Here is a 16,754-nt window from a genome sequence, read left to right on the forward strand (position 1 = left end):
GTTCTTAGTCCTGAACTCGGCCAGGGGGAGGCTTGTTCGGTGACGAACGCAGATTCCGGCGGCCGACGGCAGTACGCGACCACACCGCACCTGATCGAGATGCTCGACGCGCTCTTCCAGGGGTTCCGCAGACGAAGTCCCATGGCGCTGCCCGAGTTCGTTCTGCACGCCGAGTCCGGCACGGACAGCGCGGACGACCATGTCGAGGGCATCCTCTCCGAACTCGGTGAGGAGCTCGAAGCACGAGGCGTGCCGGTCGCTCTGGTGAAACCCTCGCCTCAGGACAGCGGTCTCGGGCCCCGGGTCCGTGCGCTGCGCATCGTGCAGGAACTCGGTGGCAAGGTCCCCGGGAGCGGGCAGGGGTCGTGCCTCGAAGACGAGCCGTGGAAGGGCGGCAGCCGCCAGTACGGCAGCTACACGTTTCCGCGCAGCAAGCTCCTCTCGACCATCGAGGATGTGGTCAAGGAGCAGGACGGCCGGGCCGATGCGGCGGCGTTGCTGAAGGAGCTGAACAGCAGGGGCTGGCGGCCCAGTGGCACCCACTGGGCCGAGCGGCTGGCCGAGGCGGCCAAGGACGCGTCCAAGACGCTGCCCGCGCTGCTGATCGCGGTCGTCGCCGTGCTGATCGCCAACCGGCCCTGGTACATCACCCTGGCGTTCGCCGCGGCCCTGCTGGCCGCGGTGGGCACCCTGAGTGCCCTGCCCGGCAAGGCGCCCGTCTTCCTCGGACTGCGCCGTGAGATCCGCTGGTTTCTCGGTACGACCTACCTCAACCAGGGCCCGAGGGCGGAGCGCAGTGAAGGCCGTACCTGGCGGGTCCTCCACCTCTGGCCGCCCGGCTCGGTCCGTCAGCGTCTCGGCGCCGTGGTCCGGGACATCCGGGACGGCGGTCTGATGGACAACGCGGAGCCGACCGGGCTGAACGAGGACGCCCAGCGCAGGCACCTTCAGCTCCGTGTGCACGCCTTACGGGAAGACCTGCGCGACGCCCACTCCGCCTGGGCGCCGGACCTGCGCGGCCGCAAGCGCCCGACGCCGCCGGTGCTGATCCTGCCCCGGGCCGACATGGACAACGGCCGCATCGAACTGATCAAGGCGATCAGCGACATCCGCAGTATCCGCAGTGAACTCGACCCGATGCTGGTGATCGCGGCCGTCCGGCAGCCGGACATCGAGAATCTGCAGCGCAGCGTCACCGCCCGGCGTTCGGCGGGAGGTTCCCTTCCCAGGTCGGCCGCGGAGCTCCCTGACTGGTACGCCGCCTGGAACCGGGCCCGACGTGTGAGCCAGTCCCCGAGTCTCGAGGGGAGCACCCTGCCCTGGGTACTGAGGATGCCGCTGCCCGACAGGTTGCTGCACCAGCCGGACCTGGGGGTGGGCAGTCTCCGCCGTCCGGGACTCTCCGCCGGAAGGCCGCGGTGGACCTGGCTCTGGTCCCTGCCGGCCCTCACCCTGTTGCTGGGCGCCGCGGGAGTGGGCGTCGTACTCCGCGACGCCGAACTGGGCAAGGAATACTGCGTGGGCGGCCTGAGCGGCATAAACCGTGACTCCGAGCGCGTCCCGTTCGGGGGCGGCGAGAACGCCGAGTGCGTGGGCGTCGCCACCGGCACGGTCACCTTCCCCGTCGCGCCGAAGGTGCAGGCCCTCATAAAGAAGGCCAACGAAGAGATCGGCGACAGCGACTACGTCACGATTGTCTACGCGGGTCCACTGAGCGGCACCACCGGGGAACTGGTCAAGGGCGCCGAAGAACTGCGCGGCGCCTACCTCGCGCAGGTGACACGCAACGAGCAGTCCCCGGTCAAGCTCAGGATTCTGGTGGCCAACGGCGGCAAGGACATGTACAGCCAGCAGATCATGGCCAAACACATCGTCGACCTCGCGCGCAGGGACAAGTCGATCGTCGGTGTGGTCGGCATGGGCCGGGACATGACCGACAGCGACAAGGTCCAGGACATGTTCCGTGAGGCCGAACTGCCGGTGGTCTCCGGCACCAACTCCGGGACGTACCTCGCCCAGTACCCCAACTTCTTCGGCCTTGCCGCGACCGACAAGTGGCAGAGCGAACAACTCGCTCTCATCGCTCAGCAGTTGACGACGACGCCCGAGAAGGAGCGTGCTGTCGTCCTCGCCCGCGACCCCGGGGAGAGCCACGATCGCTACACCGTGGAGCAGAAGGAGTACGGCACGCGGATGCTGACAGCCGCCGGCTACCGGGTGGAGGTGCTGCCGGACTACAGCCTCGAGAACGGCAAGCCCGTGCTCGACAGTCAGATCGCGGACATCTGCCGGGGAGACGTACCGCTGGCCTTGTATTTCGCGGGCCGGTCCGAGGACGTCACGCCGCTGATGAACGGCATCATCTCCACTCCCGCCTGCAACCGGGAACAGATCGCGGTGCTGGCCGGCGACGACCTGTCCAGGGCGGGCTTCGCCACCAAGCGCAGCCTGGTCGCGGCCAACGTCACGCTCTACCACCTCACCCTGACCGCGCTGGAGAAGTCCGCGGACCGCTCGGTCTTCTACGACCGCCTGGCCAACCTCCCCAAGAAGGCGAGCGAGGACCTCGGCCTGAGCCCCCGGGCGACGTACAAGTCCGAGGAACTGGCCGACGGGCAGACGGCGCTCACGCATGACGCGACGGAAGTGCTGTACCGGGCGGCCACCCGCGACGGAAAGCCGCGCGGCCGGGCGGAGGCGTGGGCGAACCTCCGGATGATGGACGTGACGTCACTCGCGACCGGGCGCATCAACTTCACCGTGCCGTTCTCCGACGAGCGCCCCAAGGGGTACGCGGTCTCCCTCGTACGGGTCGCGAACCCGGGCAGCGGTGACTACAAGCGGACCGTGCTGTGCGCAAGGGCAGCGGGCGACACCGAGCCGCTGACCAAGGAGCTGTGTTCCATCGGGTGAGCCGTTCACGTCACGATTGCTTCAAATAGACTCCAAAGGGGAAGTAGGGGCTGTAAGGGGCATCCGAGGCAGCCCTGTCGTACGCGTGCGCGGCGGGAGGTGGGCGAATGGCGGAGCAGGTCCCCAGGGACATGGATGCCACCTCTGCCGCGCGGCTGCACATGATCACCAAGGCGGGTGACGAGCTGGGGGGCGCCGATCTCCTGGGCTTCGCGCTCGACCACGCGGTGACGGAGGTGGGCGGGCTGGGCGGGATGGTGCATCTGCGGGGGCCCGGCGGCCGGGGCCTGCTGCTGATGGCGGCGCACGGACTGGTCCGTACGGTCGCCCAGGACTGGGAAGAGATCGAGGAGACCGGGCCCACCGCCCCGGCCCGCGCGGTGACCGACGGCACGACGGTCTGGGTGCCCGCCCATGACGGCGGGGGCGGTACGGACGACCATGACAGCGGGGACCGTACGGACCGCGAGCCCGGTCCAGTCAGCCACGACGACCCGGACGGTCCAGACGGTCCAGCCGCCCGGGATGATACGGACGGCGGAGACACGGTGCCCGGGGTCGCCCCCGGGCACCTCCCGTACGCAGCCGCGCACCGGGAGCGCGGCTCGGCGCTGCCGGCCGGCAGCGGCCTGCTGGCCGTCCCCCTCCTCACCCCGGGCGGCGTGGCGGGCGCCCTGTCCGTGCTGGCGGTCGACGGCGACGAGCCCACACCACGGCAGCGGGCGACCGTCGAGGCACTCGCCGCCTGGGCCTCCCTCCGTCTGCGCGAACAGTCGGTGACGCCGCGGGCGGCGGACGCCGGTCAGCTGTGGGAGCTGCCGCCCGACACCCCGCTGTGGGAACAGCCGCCCGCCACCCCTCTGCGGCAGGCGCTGCAGGCGGTCAGGGTGGGTTCCTGGGAGTGGGAGCTGGCCACCGGCGAGCAGATCTGGGACGAGCCGACCCTCACCCTCCTCGGCATGGACCCGAGCTCACCGAAGCAGCGCTTCGAGACCTGGACCAGCCTGGTCCAGCCCGATGACCTGCCGTGGGTGCTGGTCGAGGTCGAGCAGGCGATCCGCAACCGCAGGGTGTTCAGCGTGGAATACCGGATCTGCCGGCCGGACGGAACCACGGGCTGGGTCACCGCGCGTGGCCGGGTGCTGCTCGGCAAGGACGGTGAACCGGCCCGCATGGTGGGCACGCTGTGGGACTCGACCGAGAGCCGTATCGCCCGGGATTCGGTGAGCCGCGCGCTACGCCACATGAGCGACGCGTTCTTCGCGGTCGACCGGGACTGGCGCATCACCTTCGTCAACGTTGAGGCGGAGCGGCTGCTCGGCGCCTCCCACACGCTGCTCGGCCGGGTCCTGTGGGACGCCTTCGCGGCCGTCAGCGTCGATGTCGTGGAACTGGGCCTGGAGACGCGCTACCGGGACGCCGCCGACAGCGGCACCCCGGTCGGATTCGACGTGCGGTGGCCCGCCAACCAGCACTGGTACCACATGCGGCTGGTCCCGGTGCCCGACGGACTGACGGTGTACGCCGCCGATGTCACCCAGACCCGGTCGCGGGAGGCCGAGCGCACCGCCGCGGAACACGCCGCGGCCGAGCGCAACGCCCGGATCACGGAGCTGACCAACGCGCTCGCGGAGGCCCTGACGATGCACGACGTGGTGAACGCCGCCGCCGAACGGGTCATGCAGCCGTTCGGCGCCACCGGCCTCGTCGTCCAGCTCATCCAGGACGAGACGATACGAGTCGCCGGGGCCGTCGGGTATCCGCAGGCGTTTCTCGACAGCATCGACGGCTCTGCGGTGGGCGCCGTCGGCGCGGTCGAGGATGCCTTCCGCAGCAGGAAACCGGCCTTCATCTCCTCGGTTGAGGAGTACGTCGAGCTCTATCCCGAGTCGGCCGAGCGCCCCGCCGCGGCCGAGAAACGCGCCTGGGCCTTCCTGCCCCTGATCGTCTCCGGCCGCGGCATCGGCTGCTGCGTCATCTCCTTCAACGAGTCGCGCCATCTCATCGGGGAGGAGCGGGCGCTGCTCACCGCGCTCAGCGGGCTGATGGCGCAGGCCATCGAGCGCGCCCGGCTGTACGACACGGAGCACACCCGGGCACAGGAGCTCCAGCGGGGACTGCTGCCGCACGCCCTGCCGACGCTGCACGCCGTCACCGCCGCCGCGCGCTATCTGCCCGCCAGCGAGGGCATCGACGTCGGCGGCGACTGGTACGACGTGATCCCCCTGTCCGGCGCCCGGGTGGCGCTGGTCATCGGCGATGTGATGGGGCACGGCCTGTCCGAGGCCGCCACCATGGGGCGGCTGCGCACCGCCGTGCACACGCTGGCCGATCTGGAGTTCCCGCCCGCCGAACTGCTCACCCGCCTCAATGACGTGGTGAACGACCTCGGGGACGACTTCTTCGCCACCTGCCTGTACGCCGTGTACGACCCCGCCACCTCCACCTGCACCTTCGCCCGCGCCGGGCATCCCCCGCCGGCCATCCTGCATCCCGGGGGCACCGTCCAGTTCCTCGACCACTCGCCCGATCCCCCGCTGGGCGCCGCCCGCCCGCCGTTCGAGACCGTCGAGGTCAGCCTGCCGGAGGGCAGCCTGCTCGTCCTCTACACCGACGGGCTGGTCGAATCCGCCACCCGGGACATCGACCGCGGTATGGAGCAGCTGGCGAGCACACTGGCCGGCGCGGCCCCCGGTCCCGGCGTTCATGCCGCGGGGACCGGCGTTCACGCCGCCGGGACCAAGGCCGCACGGCGCGACATCGCCCGGGGCGAGAGCGAGTCACTGGAACGGCTGTGCGACGACGTACTGGCCGCGCTGCTGCCGGAGAAGCAGCTCACGGACGACGCCGCGCTGCTCATCGCCCGTACCCACGCGACCGCCCCCCGCGACATCGCCGCCTGGCGGCTCTCGGACGGGCCGATCGCCGCGGGCGAGGCACGCGACCATGTCCGGGAGCAGTTGACGCGCTGGGATCTCGACACCCTCACCATGACCGCCGAGCTGCTGGTCAGCGAGCTGGTGGGGAACGCCATCCGGTACGGCAAGGGCCCCATCGGGCTGCGTCTGCTGCTCGGTGAGGGGCTGATCTGCGAGGTCTCGGACGGCAGTCTGACCACGCCCCGTATCCGCCATGCCTCGGACACCGACGAGGGCGGCCGCGGACTGCAGCTGGTCGCCGCGCTCTCCCAGCGCTGGGGTACGCGCTACACCGCCACCGGCAAGTGCATCTGGACCGAACAGCAAGTGCCCTGACCCCCGAGCCCGGCCACTCCGCCTGACCTGCGGCCCGGCCCCGCGAAAAAATTCCAAGAAAATCTTCCGCGCGGTGTCGAGAACACGTCGCCCGCTCCGACGTCCCCTGTGAGAGTTGCCCACGAGGGGCGACGGCGCGGCCGAGGAGCAAGAATCATGAAGTATCTGGTGATGGTGCAGGGCTCGCAGGCCGACTACGAGGCGATGCGCGGCAAGGGCTCCGCGCACTGTCCGGCCTGGAGCGAGAAGGACCTGCAGGCGATGTTCGCGTTCATGGGGGAGATCGCGAACGACCTCGCCGAGTCCGGTGAGCTCGTGGACGGGAACGGACTGACCGAGCCCGCGGAAGCCCGCTTCGTGAGCGCGGGCAAGGACGGCCGGCCGGTGATTTCGGACGGTCCCTACGGCGAGACCAAGGAGCTGCTCGCCGGGTACTGGGTGATGGACTGCGAGAGTCTGGAGCGGGTCACCGAGATCGCCGTGCGCCTTGCCCAGTGCCCGGGGCCCGAGGGCTCCCCCGTCTACCCGGTGGTCATCCGCCCCATCCAGGGCGCCGGCGGAGGCGATGTGTGAGACGCACGACCGGTATCGAGGACCTGCTGCGCCTGCACGCGCCGCAGGTCCTCGGCGCGCTGGTACGCCGGTACGGGCACTTCGGCGCGGCCGAGGACTCCGTACAGGAGGCGCTGCTCGCCGCCGTGCGGCAGTGGCCCGAGACCGGCCTGCCCGACAATCCGCGCGGCTGGCTGATCAAGGTCGCCTCCCGTCGCCTCATGGACCAGCTGCGCGGCGACGAGGCGCGGCGCGGACGCGAGGAGACGGCCGCCGCGCTCACACCGCGCGACGCCTTCACGGCGCCACCGCCCGGTGAGAGCCGCGCGCCGTCCGAGGACGACACCCTCACCCTGCTCTTCCTGTGCTGCCACCCCGGGCTGACCCCGGCCGCACAGATCGCGCTCACCCTGCGGGCCGTCGGCGGTCTGACCACGGCCGAGATCGCCCGCGCGCATCTGGTGCCCGAGGCGACGATGGCGCAGCGGATCAGCAGGGCCAAACAGAAGGTCAGGGGCGTGCCCTTCCGGCAGCCGGGTCCTGAGGACCGCTTCCAGCGGCTCGCCGCCGTCCTCCAGGTGCTCTACCTGATCTTCAACGAGGGCTATACGGCGACCTCCGGCAGCGATCTGCACCGCGCCGATCTCGCCCGCGAGGCGATCCGGCTGACCCGGGCCGTGCGCCGGCTGCTGCCCCAGGAGGGAGCGGTGACCGGGCTGTTGGCGCTGATGCTGCTCACCGACGCCCGCAGCGCGGCGCGCACAGGACCGCACGGCGAACTGATCCCGCTCGACGAGCAGGACCGTACGCGCTGGGACCGGCGGGCCATCACCGAAGGCACCGCCCTGGTCGAGGAGGCCCTGTCCCAGGGGCCCGCCGGCGCCTACCAGTTGCAGGCGGCCATCGCGGCGCTGCACGACGAGGCGGCGCGGGCCGAGGACACCGACTGGCCGCAGATCCTCGCGCTGTACGACATCCTCGTACGCCGCGCCCCCGATCCCATGGCCGAACTCGGCAGGGCGGTGGCGGTCGCCATGGTGCACGGCCCCCGGGCCGGGCTGGCCGAAGTCGCCACGCTGGAGGACCGCTTGGCGGGCCACCACCGGCTCGATGCCGTACGCGCCCACCTGCTGGAGAAGGCCGGAGATGTCGAAGGCGCACGCGCCGCCTACCAGTTGGCGGCCCGGCGCACGCTCAGCATCCCGGAGACCCACTACCTCCACATGCGCGCGGCCCGCCTGCCGCGCTGAACCGGCCCTGATCCGGCCCCGGAAGTGACGCGGCGTAACGCGGCGTCGGCCGCCGGTCCTGGGGACCGGCGGCCGACTGTGTGGATCCTTGAGGTACCGGGCGCGCTACTTCACGTCGCGCGCCGGGCGGGCTACTTCACGTCGACGTAATCGCCGGCGGTGGTCACCGGACTCGTCGTGGCGGTGCCCGCGAAGCTGTAGCGCCAGTAGCCGTCCACGGAGGCGGTGACCGTGGTCTTCAGATTGCTGGACGCGTCGGTCTTGATCGTCTTGACGGTGGTGTAAGTGGTGGAGTTGGCCTTACGGAACTGCAGCTTCACCGACTGGCTCGCGTACCCGTCGTACGCGGACGCCTGCCAGCTGCTCCGGGTCAGCTTGCCCGTGACGGTGATGGTCTTCCCCTTCGTGACCGGCTCGGGCGAGGCGTTGACCGTCAGCTTGGCGAAACGCAGGATCGAGGCGTTCTGCGCGGCGTGCAGGTCGGTGAAGCTCCGCCCGTCGGCGGACTGCGCCCAGGCGGCCACCTTCCACTCGCCCGCCAGCCCGCTCAGGCCCAGGTCACGCCGTACATCCACGACGAAGTCGGTCCTGCAGGTCGAGGTGGTGGCGTTCACCTTCGTACAGACAGCAGGCCAGGGGCTGATGAGGACACCGTCGGGCGTGGTGTACGAGCGGTGGTAGAGGTACAGATCGCCACCGGCGATGCCGGCCGGGTCGGTGGCGGTGAACTGCGCCGGGATCACCTGCGAGCCGGCCGTGTCGAAGACAACGGGCTTGCCGCCGTTGACCAGCACATTGGAGATCTTGGTCGCGCCGACCGTTTCGTCTCCGCCGGGTGTCGCGCCCGCGAAGGCGCGCATGATCGTACGCCGCAGGCTTCCGCCCTGGTCGTTCACGGCCGTCGCGCGCAGCGAGACGAAGGAGACCGAGGACGGAACGGTCAGCTCGGCCGAGGCGCTCTCACCGGAACCGGAGAGGGGCAGCGCGGTCCAGTGAGCCCCGTCGTCCGTCGAGTATTCGAGGCCGGTGAGGGTGTCCACCGCCTCGGAGTGCCGGGTGGCGGCCGTCGCGCCGATACGGACCGGGCCCGCTCCGGCCGTGTTCCTGGCGTCGAGTCCCGACGTCGCGAAGTCGAGGTCGATCAGCGGCAGTTCACCCGAGCCGCTCTGGCTCGAGGAGCTGAACGTCCACTCGCTCCGCACCTGCGTGGAGAGCCGGGCGTACGGCACCCTGCGGGAGACGGTCTGGTCGAGCTCGTATGTCGCCCGCCCGCTCGGGACGGTGGCGGACAGCTGCTGATACGGCGTCATGTCGGCGCCCGAGGCGAGGATCTGCCCCTGCGAGGTGAGCAGGAACGACGTCTTGGACCGACCGTCGATCCCCGCGTTGCCGTCGCTGTCGGTGAAGGCCATGGGCTCGTACAGCCACATCTTCGTGGACTGCCGGGACGACCCTCCGCCGTCGCGCAGGCTCGGTGCGAACGGGGCCGCGCCGAGCGTCTCCCCCGCCGACGTGCCCGCCGCCAGGGTCCTGTCCTTGAGCGTCAGCGAGTGCTCGTAGGTGCCGTAGTGCAGGATCCGCGAGTACGAGACGCCCGGCGTCGCGTACTCGGTGACGGTTCCGGGGGCCGGGACCGAGGAGCCGAGGTACACACCGGTCCATTCCCCGAGGTTCGGCACGGAGAGCAGTTCGCCCAAGGTGCCGTTGCCCGGGGCGCGTACGGACGTGACCGTCTTGGCCAGGCTCGCCGTGCCCACCTGGGCCACGGGCGAGGCGGGAACCGTGTTCTGGAACGCGTGCGTCAGGTCGTACCGGTACGGGCTCGGCACACTGGCCGAGGTGCCCTTCTTCGCCAGCACGTCATGGATGCGGAGCGCGGTTCCGGGGACGGAGAAGGGAGTCACGTACACCGCGGCCGATCCGCTTCCCGCGAAGCCGGCGAGGTCACCTCCCGGAAGCGAGATCCATACGGCGGAGCTGTAGCGGCTCGCGGTCGTGTCGTCGACCTTGATCGCGGTCTCCTTGGCCGCGCTCTGGTCGAACGACACCGTCAGGCTCTTGGCGGCCACCGTGAAGGTCTTGGTGAGGAGGTAGCTCGGCTGCTCCCAGTCGCTGTGCAGCCCCACGGCGAAGTAGTCGCCCGGCGGCAGAGTCACGCTCGCGCTCGCGCCTGCCGCGTCCGTGACGTCGTAGGCCGCCCAGGTCTTGCGGTCCCACACCCAGAACATCTTGCTCGTGACGTCCGCGTTGGTGATGGTGAGCTTCACCGGGTACGTCGCGGCGGCGGCCTTCGTCACGGCGGCGGCCTTCGTCGCGTTGAGCGCCCGGGCGCTCCGGTCGCTCGTGGCAATCTCCGTCGCGGCCACGGGCTGCCGCTGGTCCACCGGCCGCACCCGCAGGCTGCCGTCCGTGGACGTGTAGGCGTAGCGCCCGAGGGGCTTGCCCTGCGCGGGGACGACCTGGAAGTCAGGACCCGAGGCGGCGCCGCCGTCCAGGAGTTCGAGCCGCTCGCCGGTGGCGAGCCTGGCCGTTGTCGCGTCACCGGCCGCTTTGGCGTCACCGGCCGTTGGCGCGGACTCGACCGTTCCGGCCGTCGCGGCGGGGGCCGTACCGTCGGCCGCCCAGCTGCCGCCGGGTATGAGCAGCACGGAGGCCGCCACCACCGTCCCGGTCAGCAGGGCGAGTACAGCTCTTCGCGGTCTTCGGCTCCAGGTGTGCGGCATGTACGCGCGTCCCCCCTCTTGTCAGCATCGCTCCTCACATGTCGCATCATCACAGGAGCTGATAACCGCACACCTTAAGGTCCGTCTTGTACGTCCGCAGGACCGGCCCGGACATGGACCGTGCAGGATCATGCAGGACCGTGAAGGACCTAGGTCCTGTCCGGCGGCAACCGGTTCCCCGCCGCCCCCGGCGCGAGGTGGGCCACCACCTCGGCCAGGTCGTTGCACACTTGATCGATCTTCAGACGGATGTTGCGCTTCTCGGTGACGATGGCCGCCAGCAGCAACGCGGTCAGCGCCACGGATCCGTTGAAGAGCTGCAGCGTGACCACGACCTCGATGAGGGTGTGGTGGGCGAACGGTCCCACGCCGTCGGTCGCCGCCAGGATCGTCAGGACGGACGCGAACAGCGCGCACGGCGCGCTCCCGGCGAGCTGGAAGCGCAGGGCCGCCCAGATGATCAACGGGAAGACGAGGAAGAGCAGGGCAAGAGGGCTCCTGGTGGCCAGCGGTGTGATGACGGCGGCGCCGATCACCAGGGCAAACATCTCGGCCCACCGGTGGGTGTCCCGGGGCAGCCGGATCTTGCGCAGGATGAGCAGCAGCGGGGTGACCACGAGCACCCCCATGGCGTCACCCGTCCACCACGCCGACCAGACCGGCCAGAAGTCGTCCAGATGCAGCCGGCCGCTGAACACCAGCATCCACGTTCCGATGGTCGCGCTGATCAGCATCCCTCCCAGGGCACCGAGGAACACCAGCGCCAGCCCGTCCCGCAGCCGGTCCACCTCGGTGCGGAAGCCCACCCGCCGGAGCATCAGACAGGCGCAGACCGGTGCGAGCGTGCTGCCCGCGATGATCCCCGGGTCGGTCGAGTAGATCGGGCCGATCGTCACGATGTTGAGAAGGGCGCCGAGAGCGATACCGGGCCACACCCCGATGCCCATGTAGAGCAGGCAGGTCAGGGCGATGCCCGTGGACGGCCAGAGAGGTGTGACGACCGCGCTCTCGACGTTCACCTCCCGCAGCAGGCCGAGCTGTGCGCCCCCGTAGTAGAGGGCGGCGACAGCGAGGATCCGGAGAGCAGCCACGGAGAGACGTCGGGTTTCCTCGGTACGCACCACAGCAGCAATCAGACAGCGTCACCCGCCCGCCCGGGCCATGACACGCTGCCAGGGCCCTCGCGTCACTCGTTCCCGTACGGCGCCGCGTCGTGGCACAGCACGAGGACGGCGGAGTCGTCCTCGTGCCCGGTGAACTCGGCCACCTTCATCACCTCGGCGGCCAGCTCCTCGGGTGCGGCGGCGGCGCCGTCACGGACCAGCCGGGCCACCCGCGCGAGCCCCTCCTCGATCGGGAAGGACGGCCCTTCGACCACCCCGTCCGTGACCAGCACGAACGCTCCCGCCGTCGTCAGCCGGTGCCGCGTCACCGGGTACACGTCCACCGGCAGGATGCCCAGCGGCAGGCCGCCCGGGTCCTCGGCGATGCCGTACCGCCCGTCGACCGTGGCCCAGACCGCGGCGACATGGCCGGCCCGGGCCGCCTGCAGCTCCCAGGCGACGGGGTCGAAGCGCAGATACGTGCAGGTCGCGAAGAGGCTGGAGTCCACCGACAGCAGCAGATCGTTGGCCCGTCTCAGCACCTCGCCCGGGTCCGGGGCGGCGGTGGCCACCGCCCGCATCCCGATACGGATCTGCCCCATGAACGCGGCCGCCTCGACGTCGTGACCCTGCACATCGCCCACGGAGAACCCGAGCGCGCCGTCGGGCAGCACGAAACCGTCGTACCAGTCACCACCGATGTCCAGGCCGTCCCGGGCGGGCGAATAGCGCGCCGCGCTCCGCAGCCCCGGCAGGGCCGGCAGTACGGCCGGCAGCATCTCGCGCTGCAACGCCTCGGCCAGCTCGACCCGGGCCTGCTGCAACTCGGCCCCTTGCCTCGCTTGGGCGGTGAGTCGTCCAAGTGTGGTCAGCAGCTCGTCGGAACTCGCCGGCTCCGCAGGACGACGCCAGGTCATGGACCGCTCCGAGGGACGTCCGTTCATGGACCGCCACGAGGGCTTCCTCGCCGCGGCATACGCCTGAGGACCCACTATGCGCTGCTGACCTGGCCGGATCCTTGATCCCTGCGTGGTCCCGGTCCCAGCCGCTCATACGAAGGCTTCCCCTCGATTGTATTTCCGCGGCGCTACTTCCGCCGGGCGAGAGCCTCTGAGTGAGAGACACCGCGCGAGAGCCACTTTGCGGCGGTGTGCGGATCGCCGAGGAAACGCGCCTGGTCGACGACGACCGGGGCGCCGGTCCTGAAGGCCGCCACGAGGTCCGCCGCGCGGGACAGGTCGCACGCGGCGCGTCCGAGGAGTTCGCGGGTGATCACGAGCGCCACTACGGCCGGGGCCCGGCGGTCGACAAGATGGGACTGGACGGCGTCCATGCCCGACTCGGCCAGCACGGTGCGATGGGCTTCCGTTCGTGGTGCGAGCCAGTCGGCGAGGCACTCGTAGGGGCCGTCGGCGCCCGGGACGAACGTGGGGGCGACGGCGATGAGGAGCCGGGCGAGCTGGTCGGCGCCGTTGCCCGGGAAGTCGGGGTAGTCCTTGCCGAACTCGAACCAGTCGGCCTCCACCTGGGCGAGGTGGTCCAGACTGACCAGGTGCTGGTGGTAGTACGTGTCACTCCCCATCCGGAACACCCGGTGCAGCAGGTCCTCCGAGAGGTCCGTGGTCTCGGCGAGCAGGATCGCGTCGTAGAGGTCCTTGGCCTCGGGGTGGACGTCCGAGGCCAGCCAGAGGATCTTCCAGGCGAGCGACAGTTCGGGCGTCGCCGCGTTGAGCACCAGGTCCGCTCCGCCGCGGAGCGGGGCGACCGCGGTCATGGCCGGGGGCGCGGGCAGGGGCTCGTTGAAGACGAAGTCGAGCTGGACCGTGCCACCGAGCGCCTCCGCCGTCGCCGTCGCCGTCGCCGTCGCCGTCGAGGGAGGAACCGCATCCGTCGAGGGAGGGACCGCATCCGGCCCTGCCGGGTCCACGGCGGTCCAGGGGAGGACCAGCCGACGGCCCGGCACCCGGTCGTACGTCCAGATCTCGTCGCTGAGCGCGCCCGCCGCGTCGATACGGACCGGCCCGCCGGCACGCGACAGCGCCTCGGCGGTGCTCGCGAGGTCGTTGAGCATCGTGTCCGTACGGGGGTCGGTGAGTTCCCAGGTGTCGGGGACGACGACGAAATCCAGGTCGCCCGGATCGCGGGCCGCGTCCCCGAACCATGACGTCAGCAGCCGGCTCCCGCGCAGCACCAGGTGCTCGGTCCACCGGGAACCGGCGACGGCCGCCAGGGCATGGTCCAGCGCCTGGCGCCGGCCGGCGAACCAGGCGGCTTCCCTGCGCGCGTCAGCGAAACGCGGCTCGCTCAGCCGCATTCCCCTCGCATGATGCGCCGCCGCGGGGTCGAACACCGGACGCTGTACGACACCCTCGCCCGGCACCGGACGCAAGGTGCCCGGCAGGCCCATACGGGCGCGGACGACGTCGGCCGGTGACTCCTTCGGCACGGTCTCGGTGTTGTCCCACGGCCCGTAGCCGAACTTCTCCCAAGCGCTCACCATTGGATTACCCACCGCTCCGTCGCCCACTGTCCGTCGTCCGCCACCGGGTGGGACTGCGATCGGCTCACCGCTGGTTCCTCCCTACGTGGCCCGGCCGGGCTACCGCGCCATGTCCGGTACGGATCCGGGCCCCGGCAGCACCAGCCGCGCCGCCGAGGTGCCGAGCCCGCTCGGCACGGGCGGCAGCCAGCGGGTGATGCCCGACCGGTCCTGGATCAGATCGGACTCCTTGTAGCGATGGCAGCCCTCATGCCAGTTCAGAATGCCGGAGAGCCAGTGCTCCAGCTCCTTCACATAGCCGTCGAGCACCCCGCGGGCGTCCTCGTCCAGATCGAAGTCGTCGTACAGGACGGGCAGTTCGTTGGCGGCGACATGCTGGAACTGGCGCATCCGCGAGTTCATCAGGTCGTCGATGATGGCAAGGCCGGTCGGGTAGTCGCAGTTGAAGAAGTTCTGCACGACGAGCACACCGTTGTGGACCTCGCCCTCGAACTCGATCTCCTTCTGGTACGAGAAGACGTCGTTCAGCAGACAGGCGTAGTCCTGCGCCGCGTTCTCCAGGGATTTCATCGGACCGCTGCGGTAGATCTCCGGCGGCACCTCCCGGCCGTGGCTCAGCCGGGACAGACTCATCGTCATGTCCGAGCCGAAGGTCTGCCGGCGCATCTCCATGTAGTCGACGGGGTCGGGGATGCGGTTCTGCGCCTGGTTGGCCAGCTCCCACAGCCAGCTGGCGGTCATGTCCTCGACGGACTTACGGAAGGTGCGTCGACCCTCCTGCTCCATCGGGCCCGCCGTACGGGCCCACAGATCGGCCAGGCCCCGTTCCAGCGCGGTCGTCGGCACCGGCGTCTCGGAGGTCTCGACCGGCATGAACAGCGAGAGCCGTTCGTTGCACGCCTTCGCGCCCGCCAGATCGCGGGTACTGCCGTAGACGACCGGGAAGTAGTCGTCGCCGTACGTCCCCCAGGCCAGCCAGTCCGAGGTCAGATCGAGCCCCTCCGGCGTGGCGTCCGGATGGATGCCGGCCGAGCAGAGCGGCAGGTCGATCCGCCTGATCCGCTCCTCGTCCCAGACGTCGGAGCCCGGGATACCCGGCTGCGCCCGCAGAATCCCCATCCGGTGCGCCCACTCGACGACATGCTCCCGTGAGTGATCCAGATGCGGGCTCACGGTGAGCTCGAACGGCATGTGGAACTCGGGCAGCAGGGAGGGACCGACGCGCTGGAACGGGACATGGCTGTGGCTGCGCGCCCGCGCGGGGGCGCCCGCGCCGATCGTCTTCGCGATGTCGGCGGCGGCCGTGCCGAGACCGACCGGGGTCATCGAGAACGACGTACCGGACGGGTCATCGGACTCGGACCCCGCGCCGTTCATATAGCGGCTGGAGCGCATGTGCCACTCGTGGCCGCCCGACTGCCAGTCCTGGAGCCCCTTCACATAGGCGAGGGTGTCGGCGCACGACTGCGGGTCGAGACCCTTCTCGGCGAAGAGCGGGGCCAGTTCGGTCAGCGCGGTGTTCTCGAACTGCTGGATGCGCGAGGTGAGCAGGTCGTTGACGGCGTCCGCCGCCTCCTGCGTCGTACAGCCGAGGAAGGTCTCCAGGACGAGCACGCCATTGCTCAGCTCGCCCTCCTCCTCGATCTCCCGCTGGTACGAGAACAGGTCGTTGCGCAGATGGACTCCGTCGGAGAACGTGTCCTTGAGGACCCGCAGCGGGCGGGAATCGGCGATCTCCGCCGGGACCTCGGCGCTCGCGGCATATTCGATGAGACCGGCCGACCAGGGCGCTCCGCCGACCTTGCGCCGCATTTCGATGTACTCGACGGGGTTCGCGATGCGCTCCGCGTTGATGTTCGCGAGCTCCCAGTCGGACTCGTTGAGCAGATTCTCGGTGCTCTCCGCGAACCGCTCACGCCACCCCATGGACATGCTGGGGACCGTACGGGCCCAGAGATCGGCGAGACCCGCCTCGACGGGATTGGTCGGCTCCGGGAATCCGGCGGACAGGTCCATCGGCATGAAGGCCGCGAGCCGGTCCAGATACGCCTTGCCGCCCTCCCGGTCCTGGGGCCGTTTGAAGACCTCCAGGAAGTGGTCGTCGAAGAAGAACACCCACACATACCAGTCGGTGACCAGCGACAACGCCGGTCCGTCGCAATCCGGATGGGTGTACGAGCAGAGCAGGGCGTAGTCGTGTGAATCGAGGTCGTGCTCCTCCCAGACCCCCGAGCCTTCCAGCATGCCCATGTCCCAGGCCCACTTCTTGGAATGCTCCCTGGCCTCTTCCAGGTGGGGGTTGAGCCGGGCCGGATAGGCCATGTAGAAATCCGGCAGTTCAAAGGGCTGTGTCACGGGCGCGCGGCCTTTCCCGAAGGTTCCGGAAGATTTCCCCTGCGCCGGAATGAGCCGGTCAGGAATGCCGGCATCGCGTACCGCCCCCCTGCCGTGTCACCCGG

9 protein-coding genes are annotated in these 16,754 nt (G+C 70.3%); 4 read left to right on the plus strand and 5 right to left on the minus strand.

What is annotated here, in order from left to right; genetic code table 11:
* The first annotated feature begins 39 nt into the window (after window positions 1–39).
* From ACZ6MZ_RS00505 to ACZ6MZ_RS00520, 4 genes are all read left to right on the plus strand, one after another.
* Window positions 40–2,913: an ABC transporter substrate-binding protein gene (locus tag ACZ6MZ_RS00505; protein ID WP_469348927.1), complete on the plus strand. Its 2,874-nt coding sequence runs from the start codon at window positions 40–42 to the stop codon at window positions 2,911–2,913.
* A gap of 107 nt (window positions 2,914–3,020) precedes the next feature.
* Window positions 3,021–6,167, plus strand: a complete 3,147-nt coding sequence (locus ACZ6MZ_RS00510; RefSeq protein ID WP_469348929.1) for a SpoIIE family protein phosphatase — start codon at window positions 3,021–3,023, stop codon at window positions 6,165–6,167.
* 156 nt (window positions 6,168–6,323) lie between these two features.
* Window positions 6,324–6,740 (plus strand): YciI family protein, encoded by a 417-nt coding sequence (locus ACZ6MZ_RS00515; RefSeq protein WP_469348931.1) that lies wholly within the window; start codon window positions 6,324–6,326, stop codon window positions 6,738–6,740.
* Complete coding sequence (locus ACZ6MZ_RS00520) at window positions 6,737–7,969, plus strand: RNA polymerase sigma factor (RefSeq protein WP_469348933.1); 1,233 nt, start codon at window positions 6,737–6,739, stop codon at window positions 7,967–7,969. The genes ACZ6MZ_RS00515 and ACZ6MZ_RS00520 overlap by 4 nt, the downstream gene beginning before the upstream one ends.
* Before the next feature lie 131 nt (window positions 7,970–8,100).
* Here ACZ6MZ_RS00520 and ACZ6MZ_RS00525 read toward each other — a convergent pair whose 3' ends face one another.
* The 5 genes from ACZ6MZ_RS00525 to ACZ6MZ_RS00545 form a co-directional block, all read right to left on the minus strand.
* Window positions 8,101–10,692, minus strand: a complete 2,592-nt coding sequence (locus ACZ6MZ_RS00525) for a hypothetical protein (RefSeq protein ID WP_469348935.1) — start codon at window positions 10,690–10,692, stop codon at window positions 8,101–8,103.
* 149 nt (window positions 10,693–10,841) lie between these two features.
* On the minus strand, window positions 10,842–11,816 hold the full coding sequence (locus ACZ6MZ_RS00530) for an MASE1 domain-containing protein (RefSeq protein ID WP_469348936.1): 975 nt from the start codon (window positions 11,814–11,816) through the stop codon (window positions 10,842–10,844).
* 62 nt (window positions 11,817–11,878) lie between these two features.
* A complete protein-coding gene (locus ACZ6MZ_RS00535) occupies window positions 11,879–12,712 on the minus strand; it encodes a PP2C family protein-serine/threonine phosphatase (protein WP_389789933.1) in 834 nt (277 codons plus the stop codon).
* 170 nt (window positions 12,713–12,882) lie between these two features.
* Window positions 12,883–14,295 carry a nucleotidyl transferase AbiEii/AbiGii toxin family protein gene (locus ACZ6MZ_RS00540; RefSeq protein ID WP_469348938.1) on the minus strand — a complete coding sequence of 471 codons (1,413 nt, stop codon included), beginning with the start codon at window positions 14,293–14,295 and terminating at the stop codon, window positions 12,883–12,885.
* A gap of 99 nt (window positions 14,296–14,394) precedes the next feature.
* Window positions 14,395–16,650 carry a family 2 encapsulin nanocompartment cargo protein terpene cyclase gene (locus ACZ6MZ_RS00545; protein WP_469348940.1) on the minus strand — a complete coding sequence of 752 codons (2,256 nt, stop codon included), beginning with the start codon at window positions 16,648–16,650 and terminating at the stop codon, window positions 14,395–14,397.
* Window positions 16,651–16,754: the final 104 nt, after the last annotated feature.

Source organism: Streptomyces sp. NPDC042201, assembly GCF_055582185.1.